This is a genomic window from Ectothiorhodospira magna, assembly GCF_900110965.1.
Taxonomy (GTDB): domain Bacteria; phylum Pseudomonadota; class Gammaproteobacteria; order Ectothiorhodospirales; family Ectothiorhodospiraceae; genus Ectothiorhodospira; species Ectothiorhodospira magna.
Genome location: NZ_FOFO01000001.1, coordinates 174,682 through 194,017, shown reverse-complemented (window position 1 = coordinate 194,017; position 19,336 = coordinate 174,682). Strand labels below are relative to the sequence as shown.

General features: G+C 59.2%; 16 protein-coding genes and 1 pseudogene. 12 read left to right on the top strand and 5 right to left on the bottom strand.

Annotated features, from left to right (window positions below):
* The 4 genes and pseudogenes from BMX62_RS13005 to BMX62_RS00800 form a co-directional block, all read left to right on the top strand.
* Positions 1–288 (top strand): annotated as a pseudogene (locus BMX62_RS13005) (hypothetical protein); the annotation flags it as partial.
* Entirely contained in the window at positions 245–877 is a 633-nt protein-coding gene (locus BMX62_RS00810; RefSeq protein WP_238375784.1) for a transposase, read from the top strand. The pseudogene BMX62_RS13005 and the gene BMX62_RS00810, both read left to right, overlap by 44 nt.
* A 19-nt stretch (positions 878–896) precedes the next feature.
* Positions 897–1,103, top strand: coding sequence for a WGR domain-containing protein (locus BMX62_RS00805; RefSeq protein ID WP_162273480.1), 207 nt, complete (start codon positions 897–899; stop codon positions 1,101–1,103).
* 632 nt (positions 1,104–1,735) lie between these two features.
* Positions 1,736–2,890, top strand: coding sequence for a diguanylate cyclase (locus tag BMX62_RS00800; RefSeq protein WP_238375783.1), 1,155 nt, complete (start codon positions 1,736–1,738; stop codon positions 2,888–2,890).
* A 79-nt stretch (positions 2,891–2,969) separates the two neighbouring features.
* Here the strand turns inward: BMX62_RS00800 and BMX62_RS00795 are convergent, their stop codons facing one another.
* A complete protein-coding gene (locus tag BMX62_RS00795) occupies positions 2,970–6,263 on the bottom strand; it encodes an EAL domain-containing protein (protein ID WP_090202541.1) in 3,294 nt (1,097 codons plus the stop codon).
* Positions 6,264–6,464: 201 nt separating this feature from the next.
* Between BMX62_RS00795 and BMX62_RS00790 the strand changes: the two genes are divergently transcribed.
* The 8 genes from BMX62_RS00790 to pnp all read left to right on the top strand — a co-directional run bounded on the left by BMX62_RS00790 (position 6,465) and on the right by pnp (position 15,939).
* A complete protein-coding gene (locus BMX62_RS00790) occupies positions 6,465–6,959 on the top strand; it encodes a disulfide bond formation protein B (protein WP_090202538.1) in 495 nt (164 codons plus the stop codon).
* A gap of 303 nt (positions 6,960–7,262) precedes the next feature.
* Complete coding sequence (gene rimP, locus BMX62_RS00785; RefSeq protein ID WP_090202536.1) at positions 7,263–7,721, top strand: ribosome maturation factor RimP; 459 nt, start codon at positions 7,263–7,265, stop codon at positions 7,719–7,721.
* Between the two features lie 70 nt (positions 7,722–7,791).
* Positions 7,792–9,297, top strand: a complete 1,506-nt coding sequence (nusA, locus tag BMX62_RS00780; protein WP_090202532.1) for a transcription termination factor NusA — start codon at positions 7,792–7,794, stop codon at positions 9,295–9,297.
* Positions 9,298–9,394: 97 nt separating this feature from the next.
* Complete coding sequence (gene infB, locus BMX62_RS00775) at positions 9,395–12,064, top strand: translation initiation factor IF-2 (RefSeq protein WP_090202528.1); 2,670 nt, start codon at positions 9,395–9,397, stop codon at positions 12,062–12,064.
* A 41-nt stretch (positions 12,065–12,105) separates the two neighbouring features.
* The gene (rbfA, locus tag BMX62_RS00770; protein ID WP_090202525.1) at positions 12,106–12,498 is read left to right on the top strand and encodes a 30S ribosome-binding factor RbfA; all 393 of its coding nucleotides are present in this window, start codon (positions 12,106–12,108) and stop codon (positions 12,496–12,498) included.
* Positions 12,495–13,424 carry a tRNA pseudouridine(55) synthase TruB gene (gene truB, locus BMX62_RS00765; protein WP_090202522.1) on the top strand — a complete coding sequence of 310 codons (930 nt, stop codon included), beginning with the start codon at positions 12,495–12,497 and terminating at the stop codon, positions 13,422–13,424. The genes rbfA and truB overlap by 4 nt, the downstream gene beginning before the upstream one ends.
* Before the next feature lie 104 nt (positions 13,425–13,528).
* A complete protein-coding gene (gene rpsO, locus BMX62_RS00760; RefSeq protein ID WP_090202520.1) occupies positions 13,529–13,798 on the top strand; it encodes a 30S ribosomal protein S15 in 270 nt (89 codons plus the stop codon).
* Between the two features lie 50 nt (positions 13,799–13,848).
* Complete coding sequence (gene pnp / locus BMX62_RS00755) at positions 13,849–15,939, top strand: polyribonucleotide nucleotidyltransferase (RefSeq protein WP_090202517.1); 2,091 nt, start codon at positions 13,849–13,851, stop codon at positions 15,937–15,939.
* A gap of 83 nt (positions 15,940–16,022) precedes the next feature.
* On the opposite strand, the gene petA is transcribed toward pnp, so the two are convergent.
* The 4 genes from petA to BMX62_RS00735 all read right to left on the bottom strand — a co-directional run bounded on the left by petA (position 16,023) and on the right by BMX62_RS00735 (position 19,290).
* On the bottom strand, positions 16,023–16,589 hold the full coding sequence (petA, locus tag BMX62_RS00750) for a ubiquinol-cytochrome c reductase iron-sulfur subunit (protein WP_090202516.1): 567 nt from the start codon (positions 16,587–16,589) through the stop codon (positions 16,023–16,025).
* Positions 16,590–16,652: 63 nt separating this feature from the next.
* On the bottom strand, positions 16,653–17,135 hold the full coding sequence (locus BMX62_RS00745; protein WP_090202512.1) for a YajQ family cyclic di-GMP-binding protein: 483 nt from the start codon (positions 17,133–17,135) through the stop codon (positions 16,653–16,655).
* Positions 17,136–17,227: 92 nt separating this feature from the next.
* Complete coding sequence (locus BMX62_RS00740) at positions 17,228–17,617, bottom strand: hypothetical protein (protein ID WP_143339631.1); 390 nt, start codon at positions 17,615–17,617, stop codon at positions 17,228–17,230.
* Positions 17,618–17,742: 125 nt separating this feature from the next.
* Positions 17,743–19,290, bottom strand: a complete 1,548-nt coding sequence (locus tag BMX62_RS00735; RefSeq protein ID WP_162273478.1) for a penicillin-binding protein activator — start codon at positions 19,288–19,290, stop codon at positions 17,743–17,745.
* Positions 19,291–19,336: the final 46 nt, after the last annotated feature.

Genomic DNA, 19,336 nt, shown 5'->3' with positions numbered 1-19,336 from the left:
GCCAAACACGACATCAAGAAGCTATTGCCGGTCGCCAAGAAATCGCGCAAGTATGGCTGGCTCAAAGACGCGGATTCCATGGCCCTCCAGCAGGCATGCCTGAACCTGGATCATGCCTTCCAATGCTTCTTCGATCCCCAGCAGAAGGCCGGCTATCCGAGCTTCAAGAGCAAGCGGGGCAAACAATCCAGCTATCACTGTGTCGGCGTCAAGGCCGGCGACGACTGGATCAAGGTGCCCAAGCTTGGACCGAGGCCTGGATATGGGGCTGTCCCATCTGGCCATTGACTCCAACGGCCGCAAGATCGAAAACCCTCGCTTTCTCAAGCGGGCGCAGCAGAACCTCAAGCGCAAGCAGAAAGCCCTCTCCCGCTGCCAGAAAGGCAGCGCCAATCGGGCCAAGGCACGGTTACTCGTCGCCAAGGCCCACGAGCGGGTCGCCAATGCCCGCCACGACTTCCAGCACAAGCTCTCTCGACAGATCGTTGACGACAACCAAGCGGTGATCGTCGAGACGCTGAAGGTCAAAAATATGATGAAAAACGCCAGACTCGCCAAGCACATCGGCGATGCGTCCTGGTATGCCTTGACCACCAAGCTGGACTACAAGGCCAAGGAGCAGGGCAAGCATCTGGTCAAGATCGCCCCGTGGTTTGCCAGCTCCAAAACCTGCCATGTCTGCCAGCACAAGAGGGACGCCATGCCGTTGAACGTCCGGTCGTGGGAATGCCCGGCCTGCCACACACAGCATGACCGGGATATCAACGCGGCGCTGAACATCAAGCATCAAGGCATAGTAAAGCTGAAGGCGGAAGGGCTGTCCGTCTCTGCCCATGGAGGCTTGCGTAAGTCCGGCACATCGCCGGCTGCTGCCTGAGAAGTGGGAAGCCTCGCCCATGGCGCGTCAGCGCTTAGGGCGGGGAGCAGTCACCCTGCAGCCGGACCTGTTCGCCACCGTGGCCCTGGTCCGGGAATGGGGGCGGCTGGGGAATCGAGGCAGCGGTCAGCGGAAGGTGGAACCGTTCGATGACTGGGGCCAAGCCAGGAAGGCGTTGGAGGCGGCCGTGATCGGAAAGATCAAACGGGGGTATCGGCTGAGGTGAGGTCGCATGCTGTCGCGTTGCTTGACTCTGGTCCTCGAATTTCCACCAGATGTAGCGTTCCCGTCGGGCGCAGATTATCCTGATACTCAGGATAATCTGCCCTCGTACAACATAGCCAAACGATTCCCATGCTCATACCCAACTTTGATATGATCCAGAAGGAACGCGATTCAGGGCGTAGGGCATGCAGCTCATACGCAAAATTTGTCCATCCAAACGCTCGGTTTTACAAATATTTCTGGTGGGTATTCTGGATAGATAGCCCTACTGATGGGAGGAGGTTCCTGGGTGATGAATACCGCCTCTGTACCGCTGCCGCTCTTGCGCTGCAGGAAGATCTGAGAAAGCGTGGGGAGCCATTCTGGCTCTACAACCACCAGCTACCTCGCCGTGACCCATTAAACCCGTTCGACGTCGAACATCCCCGCTGGAGAGGTAGTGAGTGGGCACCGGCCTATGATGAAGATCCAGATCCGGTTGCGCCGATGCCATTGGCTGGGCACAAGTAGATGCTCAGCTTGCTGAGGGCTGTCAATAATGGTCTGATTCGTCGGAGAATTGGCTTGGTAGTGATGGTCTGGTGTGTTGTGGTGATGGCCTCTCTGAGCTGGAATCTGCATCAGACATATCACATGCGTAAGGAAATCGCTTTTGAGAGTGCTCGGGCATTGTATAGCCAGGTTCTCTCGACGCGGCTGTGGAATGCGACTCACGGCCCGGTCTATGTGCCCGTTAGTGATGAAGTTCAGCCTAATCCTTATCTTCAGGGTTTACCTCATCGAGAGATTGAAGGCCCTGAAGGAAATACCCTCACGATGGTGAATCCGGCTTATATGACCCGCCAAATCAGCGAACTGGCTCGGACCCATCATGGGGTTATATTCACGATTACCAGTCTGAATCCATTGCGTCCAGAAAATGTTCCCAATGCTTGGCAAGCCGACGCGCTTAGGCAGTTTGAAGCCGGCGTTAGTGAAGTCGGCTTTTTTGTTGAGGGAGAGGCGGGAGAGCGTCAGTTCAACTATATGGCCCCCCTGTTCGCTGATGCCCCGTGCCTGGTCTGTCATGGTCATCAGGGATATCAAGAAGGAGATATTCGGGGTGGTCTGGCTGTGAGCCTCAGCTTTAGCCGGGATGGCCGTTGGTTTGGTCTGGTAGCAAGCCATCTGGCCATCGCCTTGTTGGGCAGTTTGATCATCATTGCTCTGGGAGGCATGTTGTCACGCTCCTATCGCCTGCTCAGTGTTTCAGCCAAAGTTGATCCCCTCACCAATATTCCCAATCGGGGTTTCTTTAATGAGCAACTGGCTCTGGAATGGGCGCGCAATCAGCGGGAGAAAACTCATCTGGGTCTGATCATGCTGGACATTGATTATTTTAAATCTTTCAATGACACCTTGGGTCATCAGGCCGGAGACAATTGTCTGATCCATGTAGCCAACTTGATCCAGGCGCAACTGGAGAGACCGGCGGACTTTTGTGCTCGCTACGGTGGCGAAGAATTCGTGATACTGCTGCCCAATACAGACGCTTTGGGCGCCTGGCACATTGCCAAAAAAATCCATCAGGCCCTATTTATGGAGAACCTCCAGCACCCGGCATCCGTATTTGGGCGAGTCACTCTGAGCGCCGGCATTGTGGTGGAAAGAGGCACGTTCGATACCGCCGAAGCCATGCTTTATGCCGCAGACATAGCCCTCTATCAGGCCAAGTCCGAGGGGCGCAACAGAAGTATTTTGGGACCAATCACTTCATCTTCATCTGCCCCCCCAATATCGCAGGTTTGAAAATGCTGAAAAATAAGAGTTATTTCTGCGAAGATGCCATCCAGAACAATGGCAGAAGGTGAAAGGGGCAGCCCCTGAGCTAATGACTCAACGCCTCAAAAAAAGCATACGCCAGCCGGGTATCGGCACTGATTTCTAACAGCGACAGGGTGCGTTTTTGCCATGCAGAGACCTCAGTGGTGGCGTCATCAAAATCGATAATCTGCCAATAGCCCATCGACCAGTCGCTAAATAAGCGGTGTGGGGCATAGCCACGTCCGACGATTTGAATCTGTTGATGGCGTGGATCGTTGATAATGCGCTCGACCAGCGAATTCAGCACCTCTTGGCGTCCTTCGAGCAACTGCAGGAAATAGCCGTGTCGATAGATCAAAAATCCAGTAATCCCTAACCGCTGATTATTGCGCTGGGATTGCTCCAGAATGGTTTTTAACGCGATTTGATCGACCTCGGCGCTTGCCTTGCTGACATAGATCACATAATAGACCTGGGCATGTTGCTCGTGGTCAAGCTGACACTGGTTGTCAATATTGTCCATCAGTGCCGCCTCGCTCATTGGGCGGGCACATAAAAAGCCCTGCACTGCTTCGCACTGCAACGCTTTTAGCTCAAATAACTGGTTTTCGTTCTCGACCCCTTCGGCGATCACTGTCTTGCCGAGTGCCCGTGCCATTTTGATCACGGCATTGATGATCAGCCGCGAATCGTGGCGTTTGTCCAGCCCATCGACAAATTCACGATCAATTTTTATCAGCGACACTGGCAGCCGCAACAATTGCAGCAGCGACGAATAGCCAGTGCCAAAATCATCCACCGCCACCCGCATGCCTAAATCAGCGAGGCGATTGAGTTCACGCAGATTTTTCTCAACATCAGAAAACAGCGAGGTCTCGGTCAGCTCCAGGACCAGCCGCTTAGGATCGGCACCCGTTGCTTGCAAAATAGCGGCAAATTCCTCGGCAAGATGCGGCTGGTCAAGCTGTTTGGTGGACAGGTTGACCGATAAATAAAAGTGCTCTTCTGGATAGCGGGCCATCAGCCGCGCCAGGGTTTCGCAAGCACGGGTAAATACCCAAGTACCGAGTGGATTGACCAGACCATTTTGTTCAGCAATCGGGATAAACACTGCAGGTGAGATTGGCCCGCTCTCTGGTGTCCAGCGCAGTAGTGCCTCCGCACCCTTGATCCGTCCGTTTTGTGTCGAGACAATGGGCTGAAACACCAGCGTCAGCTCGTCGCGCTCCATGGCATGGCGCAGCCCGTTGACCAGCTCCAGACGGGTGCGCGCCTTGTCAGTTAATTCATTGGAAAACGGTCGCCAGCCATCACGCCCCTGTTCTTTTGACAGATACATCGCGGCATCAGCATTGCGCAGCATGGCATCGGCATCGGCGATGTCGCCTTGTCCCAGCGCCAGCCCGATACTGGCCGTGCAAACCACGGTTTGATGCTCAAGCTGCAACGGAAGGCGCAGCGCATCGTTGATGCGTTCTGCCAAGCGTTCGATCTGTAGATTTTGGTCGATGTTTTCACACAACACTACAAATTCATCACCACCGAGCCGCCCGACGGTATCCCCAGGGCGCACCTGTTCCAACAGTCGATTGGCGACATGCACCAACAGTTGATCACCCGCTTCATGGCCGTGGGTGTCGTTGATCAGTTTGAAGTGATCGAGGTCGATAAACAGCAGTGCGACACATTGCTGACTGCGCTGTGAACGCTGCAAGGCTTTGGTCAAGCGATCTTTGATCAGCGCCCGATTGGGCAGTCGGGTCAATGGATCATGGGTGGCGCGCCACAGCAAATCCTCTTCTGCCTGTTTTTTGGCAGTGATGTCCCGCAGGATTGCGACCAAAATCAACCGCCCTTGGTCATGGAATTTACTGATCGAAGCCTCGGCAGGAAACTGGGTGCCATCCTTGCGATAGCCCTCGATCTCGCTCCGATGCCCCATCCGACGCTGGGTGTCGGCGCTGTGACGAAACAGCTCGAACATCTGTGCATGGCGAGCCCGTTGATGGGGTGGCAGCAGAAAATGCACGCTCATTCCGGGCAGTTCGTCCGCATCATAGCCCAGCATTTCACTGGTGCTGCGATTGGCTTGAAGAATCACCCCCTGTTCATCGGTGGTAATCACTGCCACATCCGTGGCATCAAAAATGCGCTCAAACAGCCCGGTGGCACTCACCGGTGCTGGCGCTGGTGGCGCGAGCGATGGGGCAGCGGCGGCTGGAACTGTAAAGCTGTTGCGATAACGGTCAGGAATCTGCGGAGCAATGCGACCAAAGGATTCGACAAGGGACAGCGTGCCGTCAGCATGGCCGCGTGCCAGATAGCAGTTGACTGCCGCATGATGGGTGACAGGATCCATCACGATCTCGCCCTGGCAAGATGTAAAGCGAATCTGCTCCAATGCGGCAACCACCGCCTCGGGGTCGGTGGTGCCTGCTTGGGTGACTGCCTTGGCATAGGCATGCACACACGCATAGGTGCCTTCGCCAAAATTGGTCAGCACCCCGCGTCCGGCTGGCCAGAGCGCGTCGACTTCAGGATGACGCTCCAGTTGTGCCAGGTATGCCTGATTGGTTGGGGTATTCACCGCCATAAAATAGGTATTGCAGGAGAACAGCCCCTCACGCACCTCAGGGGGTAAACAGCCCGCCAGCACCTCGTCATAATGGCCCATCACCACCGCCATGCGCTGTTTGAGCCCGCGTTCGGCAAAGCGATTTAACAGGGCGATCTGATCACTGCCGGCAAAATAGGGCACAAACACATCTGCGCCGGATTTGGCGACATCATCGAGCAGGTGTTCAAGCTGCTCGTTGCTTATCCCAATTGGCAAATACAGCTCACCGACCACTTCGCCGCCGAGCTTGGTCAGCGCCCGTTTGGCGGCATCAATCGAGCCTCGCGGCCATTCGTAATTGTTACCGGCGAAAAACATTTTCAGACCGAACCGCTCCGCCATGTAGGGGATCATCTTGTCGATCTGTTGATTGGGTAGCGCGGCAAAATGAAAAAAATAACGCCCCGAGATGCTGCCTTCATAAAACGAGAAATTCAGATACGGGGTGCAGGTTGGCTCCGCCACCATGGTCGCCACCGCAATCCGCGAATTACTGAGCAGGTTGCCGATCAGGGCATTGACACCATGCACCTCACGCAGCCGCTTGGCAGCCGCGACCGCCGTTTCCGGCATACTGCCGTCGTCCTCGACAATGAGTTCCAAGGGGCATCCCAGAAGCCCGCCAGCGGCGTTGATCTCAGCAGTGGCAATCTCGGCCGCCCAGACGATTTCCGGGCCATAGAGCGCAACCAGACCGGTCAACGGGGGCATCAGCCCTAAACGAATTGGGGTAGCAGACATCGGAATTCTCAACAATGTTGATGACGGGATGATGCAACAAACAAGCCGAGTTGCCCCGATTCTAGCAGCCTGTCGGGTTTTCGCCTTCCGGGGGCGTCATCAGATGCAAGTTGAGCGCATGCCTCTTTTCCTTGTCTGCCGATTCGGTCATCATGTCCCCAGGTTCAAGCAAGGTTCATGGCCCGTCGACGGGAGACATGCATGTTTCGTCCCATCTGGTTGCTGATTGCCCTGTTTGCGGCGATGTCTGCGGCGCTGAGCATCGGTTTGACCGAGTGGTTTAGCCTGTATCCCTGTCACCTGTGCATTTTCCAGCGCCTGCTGTTCATGGTGCTGGCGGTGTTGGCTCTGGCCGGCCTGGTGTTCGGGGCATCCCTGGTGGGAGGGGTTTCCGGCCTGCTGGTGCTGATGGTGGCCGCTGTGGGTATGGGGGTGGCGGGGTATCAGAGCTGGCTTGAACGCCAGCCGCCAGATCTCGGATTTTCCTGTGTGGGGCCGGAAATGGGGCCGATCGAGCATCTGGTGGAATGGCTGGGACAGCAGGTGCCCACCCTGTTCCTGGCCACCGGGCTTTGTGATGACATGGGGCCGCAATGGCTGGGAATGTCCTTTGCCAATGCCGCCCTGGCAGGCTATCTGCTGGTATTTGTGCTGGGCCTTTGGGCGTTGTGGCGCATACGGCAGTCCTTTACCTGATCCTGGTTTATGGGTTATGATGCCCCAATCCTGATGATATTGCCTTGCAGATCGGGTCACGGCCTGAGGGCAATGTTACGCAAGTCAAGCGGGTCAGCCATGCTGAATGGCCATGCACCTTGGCCCGTTTCGAGTCTTGGGTTGACCCTGTATTCAAGGCCCCTGATGGGGTTTTTTTGTTGGCTGGCCCGCAAGCTTGTCGGTCGTCCGGCAGGACGGCACTGATAAGGCGGCACCCCCGGTGCCGGGTCGGTGAGTATTCTTGAATGGGCCGCAGGCCCATTTTTTGTTTGTGGAGAGTGCGTGAGTCACGACGCCCAGGAACTGAAGCAGTTGATTGCTCCCGTTGTCGCCGGCCTTGGCTTTGAGCTTTGGGGGCTGGAGTACCGTGTGCAGCGCAACAGTGCCTTGCTGCGCATTTTTATTGACGGCCCCGAGGGCATCAATCTGGATGATTGTGCTGCCGTCAGTGATCAGGTCAGCGGTGTTCTGGATGTAGACGATCCCATTCCCGTGCCCTATCGGCTGGAAGTCTCCTCGCCAGGCATGGATCGACCGCTGTTCACCCCGGAACAGTTTCGTCGCTACCAGGGCGAAGAGGTGCGTGTACGCCTGAACTGGCCCGTAGAAGGGCAGCGCAACTACCGGGGCCGGATTAGCGATATGGATGCCGATACGGCCCTGATCCTGGAGGTGGAGGGGCATGTGGTGCGATTGCCCCTGGAAGCCATCTCCAGGGCCCGGTTGGTGCCCAAATTCTAGACAATTCGTTCCTGTCCGGCGGGGCTGTTGTGTTCCGGCCACGGCGGGACAGTCCTGTGGAGACGTACTGATGAACAAAGAAATCCTGCTGGTGGTGGACGCCGTCTCCAACGAGAAAGGCGTCGAGAAAGCGGTGATCTTCGAGGCCATCGAAGCAGCCCTGGCCTCTGCCACGCGCAAAAAACATGGCGGGGACATCGACGTGCGGGTCAGCATCCACCGGGATACGGGGGATTACGAGACCTTTCGCCGCTGGCTGGTGGTGGATGACGAGGATCCTGAGTTTGAATCCCCGGATCGGCAAATCCTCCACTCCTACGCTGTGCAGAAAAACCCCGAAGTTCAGGTGGGTGAGTATGTGGAGGTGTCCATTGAGTCGGTGGAATTTGGTCGTATCGCTGCCCAGACAGCCAAGCAGGTGATTGTGCAAAAAGTGCGCGAAGCCGAACGGGCCAAGGTGGTGGATGAATTCCAGAGCCGGGTTGGTGAACTGGTGATGGGTGTGGTCAAGCGTTCCGAGCGCAATGGGGTATTTTTGGATCTGGGGGGTAACGCGGAAGCCTTCATCCCCAGAGATGAAATGATCGCCAGGGAATCGGTGCGTCCTAACGATCGCCTGCGTGGCTATCTCAAGGATGTGCGTACCGAGATCCGTGGCCCGCAACTGTTCGTCAGCCGTACCGCCCCCGAGTTTCTGGTGGAATTGTTCAAGCTGGAAGTGCCTGAAGTGGGGCAGGGTTTGATCGAGATCATGGGCGCCGCCCGTGATCCGGGCATGCGCGCCAAAATTGCCGTGCGTTCCCATGATCCCCGCCTGGACCCGGTGGGTGCCTGTGTGGGGATGCGCGGTTCCAGGGTGCAATCCGTATCCAATGAACTGGCCGGAGAGCGCATCGATATTATCCTTTGGGACGATAATCCTGCCCAATTCGTGATTAATGCCATGTCTCCTGCTGAAGTGCTGTCTATCGTGGTGGACGAGGACAACCGGGTCATGGATATTGCAGTGGCAGAGGAAAAACTGTCCCAGGCCATTGGCCGGGGCGGACAAAATGTACGCCTGGCCTCTCAGCTCACCGGCTGGGAACTCAATGTGATGAGTGAAAAGCAGGCGGTAGCAAAAAGCGAACATGAATCCGCCGAGTTGCAGCGGATGTTCATGTCAAGTCTGGACGTGGACGAAGAAGTGGCGGCCATCCTGGTACAGGAAGGCTTTTCCAGCATCGACGAAGTGGCCTATGTGCCCACTGCCGAGATCATGCAGATCGAGGAATTCGACGAAGACATGGTCGATGAATTGCGGCGGCGCGCCAGGGATGCCCTGTTGACCCGCGCCATCGCCCGGGAAGAACAGGTGACCACCGGGGAGCCGGCGCCGGATCTGTTGGGGATGGATGGCATGGATCGTGAGCTGGCCTATCAGCTGGCAGCCCGTGGCGTTTGCACCATGGAAGATCTGGCAGAGCAGTCGGTGGATGACTTGATGGAACTGGCACGGATTGATGCCGAGCAGGCCGCTGGCCTGATCATGGCAGCCCGTGCCCCCTGGTTTGCGGACCAGCCCAAAGACGTATAAGAAGAGTTGGACCTGTGTGCGCCGGCCGTGCGCATGCCCCGCGGCTTCAGGTCGCGGCCAGGGTTCGCAGAAGCATTCAGATCGGAGGTGACGGCACATGACCGACGTTACGGTGAAACAATTGTCCGAAGTGGTGGGAACGCCGGTGGAGCGACTGCTGGAGCAGTTGTCCGATGCGGGGGTGCCTGTTGCAGATCCCGATCAGACCGTCACCGAGGAGCAAAAGCTGCAGCTCCTGGAACATCTGCGCAAGGTGCATGGCAAGGCTGCAGAAGCGGGGCCATCCCGGCGCATCACCCTGCGCCGCAAGAGCACCACGGAACTCAAGGTCACCAGCGCCCAGGGCCGTGCCAAGACGGTCAGTGTGGAAGTACGCAAGCGCCGCACCTATGTCAAACAGGGTGAAGCGGATGCAGCGCTGACCGAAGCGCCCACCGAGTCTGCGCCGCGGGCGGAATCTGCCCCACCGGTGGCATCAGAGCCGGTGGTTGCCCCGCCCCCGGCGCCAGAGTTGCCCCAGCCTACCCCAGAAGAACTGGAACTGCAGGCCAAGGAAGCCGAACGGGCCGCCGCCGAAGCGGAATTGCGTCGGGCCGAGGAGGAGCAGCGCACCGCCGAGGAGGAAGCTCGCCGGGCTGCCGAGGCATTGCGCCAGCGGGAACTGGAAATGATCCGGGAAGCGGAGGCCATGGCCCGCCGCGAAGCGGAACTGCAGACCCGGCAGGCCGCCGAAGAAGCCGCCCGCAAGGAAGCCATGGAACGGGCGGCAGCGGCAGCGGCGGCAGCAGCGGCGGCTCCGGGGCCGGCAGCGCCCACCGAGGCCCCTGCACCGGCCTCGGACAATCCTCGCCGGCGCCGGCGGGGCAAGGACCGGGAGGATGTGGGCAAGTCCAAGCGGGAAGAACTCCACGTCGCCAGCGACAAGCGAGGTCGCCGGGGCAAAGGCAAGGCCGGGCGTGCTGCGCCAGCTTCTGCCGGCAAACATGGTTTTGAACGGCCCACCGCGCCGGTGGTGCGTGAGGTGAGCATTCCCGAAATGCTCACCGTGGGCGAGCTGGCCCAGAAAATGGCCATCAAGGCCCCCGAACTGATCAAGACCTTGATGGGCATGGGCGTGATGGCCACCATCAACCAGTCCATCGATCAGGACACCGCCACCCTGGTGGTGGAGGAAATGGGGCATGTGGCCAAGCCCATGCAAGAGGCTGAAGTGGGTGAGGAACTGACCCTGGAGACCGAGGAAATGGGCGAGGCCCTGCCCCGTCCTCCCGTGGTCACCGTCATGGGCCATGTGGACCACGGCAAGACCTCGCTGCTGGATTACGTCCGCCGCACCAAGGTGGCTTCGGGTGAAGCCGGGGGCATTACTCAGCATATCGGCGCCTATCATGTTCCCTTCAAGAAGGGCAGCGGTGTCACTTTCCTGGACACCCCTGGTCACGCTGCCTTTACCGCCATGCGCGCCCGGGGTGCCAAAGTCACCGACGTGGTGGTGCTGGTGGTGGCCGCCGATGACGGCGTCATGCCCCAGACCCTGGAGGCGATTCAGCATGCCCAGGCTGGTGAAGTGCCCATGGTGGTGGCGGTCAACAAGATTGACAAGCCCGAAGCCGACCCGGATCGGGTGAAGAATGAACTGTCCCAGCATAATGTGATTTCCGAGGAATGGGGGGGTGATACCCAGTTCGTTCATGTTTCCGCCAAGAGTGGAGAAGGCATGGACCAGTTGCTGGAAGCCATTCACCTGCAGGCGGAACTGATGGAACTCAAGGCACCCAAGGAAGGCCCGGCCCGAGGGGTGGTCATCGAATCCCGTCTGGACAAGGGGCGTGGTCCCGTGGCCACTGTGCTGGTGCAGGCTGGTACCCTCAACAAGGGTGATGTCATTCTGGCGGGGCAGGAATTTGGCCGTGTCCGGGCCATGTTCGACGAGAACGGCAAACCTGAAAAGACAGCCGGCCCCTCCATTCCGGTGGAAGTGCTGGGTCTGTCCGGCGTGCCCAATGCCGGTGACGACATGCTGGTGGTGGCCGACGAGCGCAAGGCCCGGGAAGTGGCCCTGTTCCGCCAGGGCAAGTTCCGCGAGTCCAAACTGGCCACCCAGCAGGCCGCCAAACTGGAAAACCTGTTCAGTCAGATGCAGGAAGGGGCCGCCTCGGTGGTCAACATCCTGCTCAAGGCCGATGTTCAAGGTTCCGCCGAAGCCCTGCGGGATTCCCTGGAAAAGCTGTCCACCGACGAGGTCAAGGTGAAGATCGTGGCCGCCGGCGTGGGGGGGATCACCGAATCCGACGTCAACCTGGCCAAGGCTTCCAATGCCATCATCATCGGCTTTAACGTGCGTGCCGATTCCGGCGCCCGCAAGGCGGTGGCGGAGCAGGAAGTGGATCTGCGCTACTACAGCGTGATCTACGAGGCCATCGACGATGTCAAGCAGGCCCTGACCGGTTTGCTCTCTCCCGAACTGCGGGAGGAAATCGTGGGTCTGGCCCAGGTGCGGGATGTGTTCAAATCGTCCCAGTTTGGTGCTGTGGCGGGCTGTCTGGTCATCGAAGGTTCGGTGCGGCGGGGCAACCCCATCCGTGTGCTGCGTGACAACGTGGTCATCTATGAAGGTGAGCTGGAATCCCTGCGTCGCTTCAAGGATGACGTCAATGAAGTGCGGACCGGCACCGAGTGCGGCATTGCGGTGAAGAACTACAATGACGTGAAGCCCGGCGATCAGATCGAGGTTTATCAGCGGGTAGAAGTGGCGCGGACACTGTAATCGTCTGCACCTGATACACCACGACCCGGAGAGGTTGCCTCATGCCTAGAGACTATTCCCGTGCCCAACGGGTGGGAGATCAGATCCAGCGGGAGCTGGCCGAACTGGTGCGCGAGGGGCTTAAAGACCCCCGGGTGGGGATGCTCACCATCGCCGGAGTGGAGGTCAGTCGGGATCTGGCCCATGCCAAGGTGTTTTTCACCGTACTTGGAGACGATGAAGCCATCAAGGTGACCTCCGAGGGGCTACGCAAGGCGGCTGGTTTTTTGCGTCGGGAACTGGGGCGGCGCATGCGTATCCGCTCCGTGCCCGAGCTGCATTTTCACTATGACGACACCCAGCGGGAAGGGGCACGCATCTCCGCGCTGATTGATCAGGCCCTGGCCGAAGACAAGGCCCGCCATCGGGACGATAACGACCCTCCTTCTTCATGAGCAAACCAAGAATCCAGCGCCGTGACGTACACGGCCTGATCCTGCTGGACAAGCCGGTGGGATACACCTCCAATCAGGCCCTGCAGCGGGTCAAGTATCTGTTCAAGGCAAAAAAGGCCGGGCATACCGGCAGCCTGGACCCGCTGGCCACTGGTCTTTTGCCCCTGTGTTTTGGTGAGGCCACCAAGGTATCTGCTTTTCTGCTGGATGCAGACAAGCAGTACCAGACGGTTTGCCGCCTGGGGATGACCACCACCACGGCAGATGCGGAAGGGGAGGTCATCGAAACCCTGCCGGTGCCTGAACTGGACGATCAACGGATCGAGGCTGTTCTTGACCGGTTCCGGGGGGCCATCGAGCAGATTCCGCCCATGTATTCCGCCCTCAAACATCAAGGTCAGAGGCTCTATGATCTGGCCCGCAAGGGACAGGAAGTGGAGCGGGCACCACGTCCGGTGACCATCCATCAATTGCATTGCCTGGCCCGGACCGGGGATACCCTGACCCTGGAGGTATCCTGTTCCAAGGGAACCTACATCCGCACCCTGGTGGAAGATATTGGCCGGGCCCTGGGGTGTGGAGCCCATGTGATCCAGCTACGGCGGGTGGGGCTGACCCCCTTTGACGCCCCCAGAATGGTGACACTGGAGCAGATTGAAGCCCTGGCCAACCAGGGCCCGCAGGCTTTGGACGGACTACTGCATCCTGCTGACGAAGCCCTGATGCACTGGCCTGAAGTGCGTCTGGATGGAGACAGTGCCTTTTATCTTGCCCAGGGGCAGGCGATATTCGTGCCGGGGCTTGCCCACACCGGCTGGTTACGGATCTATGGTCCCGGCGACCGCTTCATGGGCGTGGGTCAGCTTCAGGACGATGGCAAGGTGGCCCCCAGGCGACTGATCATGGGCCCTGCCAATTCCGGTTAAAGCCCTATTCCAAACAGGGGGCGCGTGATAGAATCCCGGGCCTTCAACGAATGTAACGATTCCGGCCAACAGGGTGCCGGGATCAATGCCAGGAGTCTTAGCGCATGTCCCTTAGCAGTGAAATCAAGTCCGGTATCGTGGAAAAGTATCAGCGCGGTTCCTCCGACACCGGTTCCCCGGAAGTTCAGGTGGCCCTGCTGTCTGCCCGCATCCAGCACCTGACGGACCACTTTGCCAAGCACAAGAAGGACCACCACTCCCGTCGTGGCCTGCTGAAGATGGTCAACCAGCGCCGCAAGCTGCTGGACTATCTCAAGGGCAAGGATCAGGAGCGTTACCAGAATCTGGTGAGCAGCCTCGGCCTGCGCCGCTGAGTCTCGGCCGGAGCCTTTAGAACAAGAACCACTCAAAACCGGGATTCAACGTGCCGTCAATCAGCAAGTCCTTCCAGTACGGTCAGCATACCGTGACCCTCGAAACTGGCGAAATCGCCCGTCAAGCCTCTGGTGCCGTCATGGTCAATGTGGCCGGCACCGTGGTGCTGGTCACCGCCGTCGGTCGCAAGGAAGCCGTGCCAGGCCGGGATTTTTTCCCCCTGACCGTAAACTATCAGGAACGGACCTATGCCGCCGGCCGCATCCCGGGTGGGTTCTTCAAGCGTGAAGGTCGTCCCTCGGAAAAGGAGACCCTGACCTCCCGCCTGATCGACCGCCCTCTGCGCCCGCTGTTCCCCAAGGGCTTCACCAATGAAGTCCAAGTGGTGGCCACGGTGATGTCCCTGAATCCGGAAGTGGATCCGGACATCCCGGCCCTGCTGGGTGCCTCCGCTGCGGTGGCCCTGTCCGGCCTGCCTTTTGCCGGTCCCATCGGCGCCGCCCGGGTGGGTTATGTGGAGGGTCAGTATGTCCTCAACCCCGACCTGTCCCAGCTCAAGGAATCCGCCCTGGATCTGGTGGTGGCCGGTACGGCCAATGCCGTGATCATGGTGGAATCCGAAGCCGCCATGCTTTCTGAAGAAGTGATGCTGGGTGCCGTGATCTACGGTCACGAGCAGATGCAGGTGGCGATCCAGGCCATCCAGGAACTGGCCGCCGAAGCCGGCAAGCCGGCCTGGAACTGGCAGCCCGCGCAGGACAACACCGATCTGCGTACCCGCGTGGCCGAAGCCTGTCATGCCGACCTGACCGCCGCCTACCAGGTGGCCGAAAAGCAGGAACGCACCCAGCGCATCGCCGAGGTCCGTGAAGCCGTGGTGGCCCGCCTTGCCGATGGCGAGGAAGGCTCCCCCCTGGCCGAAGAGGTCAAGGAGATCTTCCACAGTCTGGAAAAGCGCATCGTGCGCGACCGCATTTTGGATGGTCAGCCCCGTATCGATGGCCGCGACACCCGCACCGTGCGTCCCATCGACGTGCGCGTCGGAGTGCTGCCCCGTACCCACGGTTCCGCCCTGTTCACCCGCGGCGAGACCCAGGCCATCGTCACCGCCACCCTGGGCACGGATCGGGATTCCCAGATCATCGATGCCATTGAGGGTGAGCGTCGCGAACGCTTCATGCTGCACTACAACTTCCCGCCCTACTGCACCGGTGAAACCGGCATGGTGGGCTCGCCCAAGCGCCGTGAGATCGGCCATGGCCGTCTGGCCAAGCGGGGCGTGCAGGGCGTGATGCCGGCGGAAGGCGACTTCCCCTATGTGCTGCGCGTGGTGTCCGAAATCACCGAATCCAACGGCTCCAGTTCCATGGCTTCCGTCTGTGGTACCAGTCTGGCCCTGATGGATGCCGGTGTGCCCCTGAAGGCGCCGGTAGCCGGTGTGGCCATGGGTCTGATCAAGGACGGCGACCGCTTTGCGGTGCTGACCGACATCCTGGGTGATGAAGATCACCTGGGTGACATGGACTTCAAGGTGGCCGGTACGGAAGAAGGGGTCACCGCCCTGCAGATGGACATCAAGATCGATGGCATCACCCGTGACATCATGGAGACTGCCCTGGCCCAGGCCCGGGACGGTCGTCTGCATATCCTGGGTGAGATGAACAAGGTCATCAGTACCCCGCGGGTTGAAATGTCTTCCTATGCGCCGCGCTTTATTACCCTGCGTATCAATCCGGAGAAGATTCGGGACGTGATCGGCAAGGGGGGCGCCACCATTCGCGCCCTGACGGAAGAAACGGGGGCCACCATCGACATTGACGACAGTGGCGTCATCAAGATTGCTTCTGTGGACAAGGAAGCCGGTGAAGAAGCCCGTCGCCGGATCGAGGAAATCACCGCTGACGTGGAAGTGGGGCGGATCTATGAAGGGCGTGTGGCCAAGATCATGGATTTTGGTGCCTTTGTTACCATCCTGCCCGGTCGTGACGGTCTGGTGCATATCTCCCAGATTTCCGAAGAGCGCGTGGAGAGTGTCTCCGAGCGGGTCAAGGAAGGCGAGATCGTCAAGGTCAAGGTGCTGGAAGTGGACAAGCAAGGCCGCATTCGCCTGAGCATGAAGGCGGTCAACGAGGGTTCCTGAACCCGTCTGGCTGGAACAAACTCCGTCATTCCCCCGATTTTGCCGGGGGGATGACGGAGACGGCCATTTATTCCCCCATTCCACTATCTGGCCTCCAGGATCACCCGACCATCCGGGTGCAGTCGATAATCGGGTACCTCCAGGTTACGCCGAGCATCCTGGCCATTGTAGACCCGGCCAGCAAAGTCGTAACGCCCTTGCCGACACCGGTCGATAAAACCGCCTCCCCAACCCTGCTCCGCTGCAATCTCGGGGGGCACCAGATCCAGACGGCACCCCAGGTCGGTGCCAACGGCAAAGGCCACAAAGAGATCCGCCGTTGCAGAGCGATGGGGGTTGCGGTAGTCACGGGGCTGGCGACTGAAGCGGGAGCCTGGATCATAGAGGGATTCCACGAAGGCTGCATCAGCAGCCATCATGGCCTCACTGCGGCGCAGTATCACTACGGGGCGGCCACTCCATGTCACTTCGAGCATCTCTCCTGGTGCCAGTGAAGAGATGTCTACCGACTGGGTCAGGACATGGCGGGTCTGGGGTTCACTGAAAAAGCCGGCAATCATGGTGTAGGCCAGCGCCAGTATCCCCAGCAGGGCCAGGAGCTTGAGGGCAACCCGGTAATAGACACGAACATCCGATGCTTCTGTGGTCAAGGCGAAACCTTCCAGAAATAATGACCCGGCGGCCGCCTGGGATCAGATCAGCACGCCGGCGATTTAGTCTCTGAAATTATTGTACTGCAGGGGCAGATCCAGTTCAGCCTTGCGCAACAGGGCGATGGCTTCTTGCAGGTCATCACGTTTCTTGCCGGTAATCCGAACCTTCTCGCCCTGGATGGCGGCCTGGACCTTGAGTTTGCTGTCCTTGATCAGGCGGATAATCTTTTTGGCCAGATCCTGATCGATTCCCTGGCGAATGGTCACCACGCGGCGGGCTTTGCCGCCTCCTTCTTCCAGCTTGCCAGATTCCAGACAACCCACATCGATGCCCCGCTTGGCCAGTTTCTGGGTGAGGATGTCCATGACCTGATCCACCTGAAATTCAGAGCCGCCAAACAGGGTCAGTTCGGCCTCGCTCTGCTCCACATCGGCGGGGCTGCCCTTGAAGTCGTAGCGGTTCTCCACTTCGCGTCTGGTCTGATCGACGGCGTTGCGCAGTTCCTGCATGTCCACTTCGGACACCACGTCGAATGAAGGCATAATCTTCTCCATGTTGCTGGGTCAGCGGGCAAGTCTATCAGGCCCGCAGGCATGAAGGGATAGTCGCCTGCCCGATAAGCCGTCAGTTTTGGTCAGGGTTCCGGGTCAGATGGCGTGATGTGTTGTGGTTTTTTGAGCAGAGACTCCAGTTGCCCCACCACTACGGCAGGCTTGTGGTCTTCGAGCATCTGGTCCACCAGCAGCAGCATGGGATGATAACGGGGCTGCAGGGTGTACTTGATCCGGGCCAGGTTCAGGGACAGACGCCGAAACTGACGAAAAAACAGATAGGCCAGGGTGGCTACAATCAGTGCCGTCCAGGTCGCGCCCTGAAACCAGATCCAGGCGGCGGCCCCGTAACCGATAAAGCTGATGATGAACAGCAGGGAGGCAAAACGATGGATGGTGGCCACGAAAGCGGCAAAATCTTCACGGTGTGTGGCAAAGGCTTCAGGGGTGATCATCAATGTTGCGCCAGACATCCTGTCTTGCGTCCTCCTGTGTCGATTTTGGGTTTTAAATACCGCTCAGGCCGCCAGTGGCCGGGCAGTGACAGTGTATGGAGCAGAAAAAACCGGATCAATAGCTCCGATAGAGGGCGGGCCATTTAATGGCGCCAGTCAGCAATCACTCTGGGTCTGCCCTGTGCAAATTGTCCCCATTCGGGTAAACGCCTGACATATCCCTGATTGTCTATCGTCAAGGTGCCCGTCAAGCCGTACAGGCGCTCTCCTCCACCCTGTTGCAGGGTGCCCAGTCGCAGACCCAGCTGATAGGCGTCAAAGCCAAAAGCAGCCATACGGGGCCAATGATATAAACCGGCGTCCAGGGAGACCTGATCCAGACCGGCGCGGGAGTCAGTCTGGAACAGCAGCCAGGGCATGTCGGCCACAAATACCCCGTCCAGGTCCCGGTCCAGGGCCGGGTTCTGACGACCGGAAAAGATATGGGACGTGGCGTACACCGGCAGGGCGCCTGTTCTGTGGCGCTGCAACCCAGGTACCAGCATGCGGGCGTGGCCTGGTTCGCCGGAGAGAAATACCATGTCCACATTCTGGGGCCACTGGCCAAGCACTTCGGCTGGATTCATTCCCTGGGGAGGAAATCGCCGTACCAGACGCACCGTTCCGCCCAAGGCTTCAAACCGGGCCGCAAAGGCACCCTGCAGTCGCTCTCCCAATTCGGTACGGGGTACCAGCACCACGGCCTGTCGATGCCCCTGGGCAAAGGCCCGGGTGGCCACCTGGATGGCCTCATGTTCAGGATTGAGGCTGTAGCGGAAAAGCTGTTCTGGATAGCGGCCCCTGTTTTCACCATGGTTGAGCGTCAGTACCGGCACCGGCAGACCCGCAGCGCGACCGGCCAGCAGGTCCACTGCCGCTCTGGACAGGGGGCCGATGACCAGTTCCGCCCCATCGGCCACCGCTTCGTCGTAACGGCGTAAAACCCCTGCCGGCGTCTCGCCCATGTCATAGACCATCAAGATGGGCGCCGGACCGGGACCACCGGATTCATGGGCCGCCCGAATCCCCTGGAGGATATTTCGGGAAACCCCACCATAACGGCCCGTCAGAGGCAGGATGACAGCAATCTGGCGGGGTGGTCCGCTGGCCAGGGTGGCGGGATGGGAGGCGGTGCGCTCATGGGAGAGATGGCCAGACGCTGGAGTCCTGGCCAGCAACGCCTGATCCAGCCATTGCACCGTATCTGGATGGGAAGCACGACTTCTCAGGCTGCGTAGATCGGCAGGATCGAATCCCTCAAGCCATGCCATCAACTGCTGCCGGATACGGGATCGGGACTGGGCATCGGGCATCTGCCCATGGAGCCGATTCCAGGTGCTGATGGCATCCAGGGTGCGCCCCAGGGCCATCTCCGCCTGGGCACGCAGGTAGAGAGACTGCAATGCCATGGATGGAGCAAGGTGGCCAGAATCTGCCGGTAGATACCCCAGAGCCGTCAACGGATCCTGGCGTTCCAACGCCGCCTGGGCCGCCCGCAACCGGTCCTGATCGGTGAGCATGGACGATGCCAGGGAAAATTCCGCCAGGCCCGGTACGGATAACGCCATCAGCACCAGACCCAATACACCGGCCCCCAGCTTTCGGCGCCATGTATGATGGCGTGGATGGATCATATAAACGCTGCAGGTCATTGAACATTCTCCGCACACATCCCCGGCAATGCCCTGCCGGGCGAGG

Bases quoted from the DNA above. Each gene is read 5' to 3' on its own strand.
- BMX62_RS00805 (WP_162273480.1), top strand. From the start codon at position 897: ATGGCGCGTCAGCGCTTAGGGCGGGGAGCAGTCACCCTGCAGCCGGAC.
- BMX62_RS00800 (WP_238375783.1), top strand. From the start codon at position 1,736: ATGCGTAAGGAAATCGCTTTTGAGAGTGCTCGGGCATTGTATAGCCAG.
- BMX62_RS00795 (WP_090202541.1), bottom strand. From the start codon at position 6,263: ATGTCTGCTACCCCAATTCGTTTAGGGCTGATGCCCCCGTTGACCGGT.
- BMX62_RS00790 (WP_090202538.1), top strand. From the start codon at position 6,465: ATGTTTCGTCCCATCTGGTTGCTGATTGCCCTGTTTGCGGCGATGTCT.
- nusA (WP_090202532.1), top strand. From the start codon at position 7,792: ATGAACAAAGAAATCCTGCTGGTGGTGGACGCCGTCTCCAACGAGAAA.
- infB (WP_090202528.1), top strand. From the start codon at position 9,395: ATGACCGACGTTACGGTGAAACAATTGTCCGAAGTGGTGGGAACGCCG.
- rbfA (WP_090202525.1), top strand. From the start codon at position 12,106: ATGCCTAGAGACTATTCCCGTGCCCAACGGGTGGGAGATCAGATCCAG.
- truB (WP_090202522.1), top strand. From the start codon at position 12,495: ATGAGCAAACCAAGAATCCAGCGCCGTGACGTACACGGCCTGATCCTG.
- rpsO (WP_090202520.1), top strand. From the start codon at position 13,529: ATGTCCCTTAGCAGTGAAATCAAGTCCGGTATCGTGGAAAAGTATCAG.
- BMX62_RS00745 (WP_090202512.1), bottom strand. From the start codon at position 17,135: ATGCCTTCATTCGACGTGGTGTCCGAAGTGGACATGCAGGAACTGCGC.
- BMX62_RS00740 (WP_143339631.1), bottom strand. From the start codon at position 17,617: ATGTCTGGCGCAACATTGATGATCACCCCTGAAGCCTTTGCCACACAC.
- BMX62_RS00735 (WP_162273478.1), bottom strand. From the start codon at position 19,290: ATGACCTGCAGCGTTTATATGATCCATCCACGCCATCATACATGGCGC.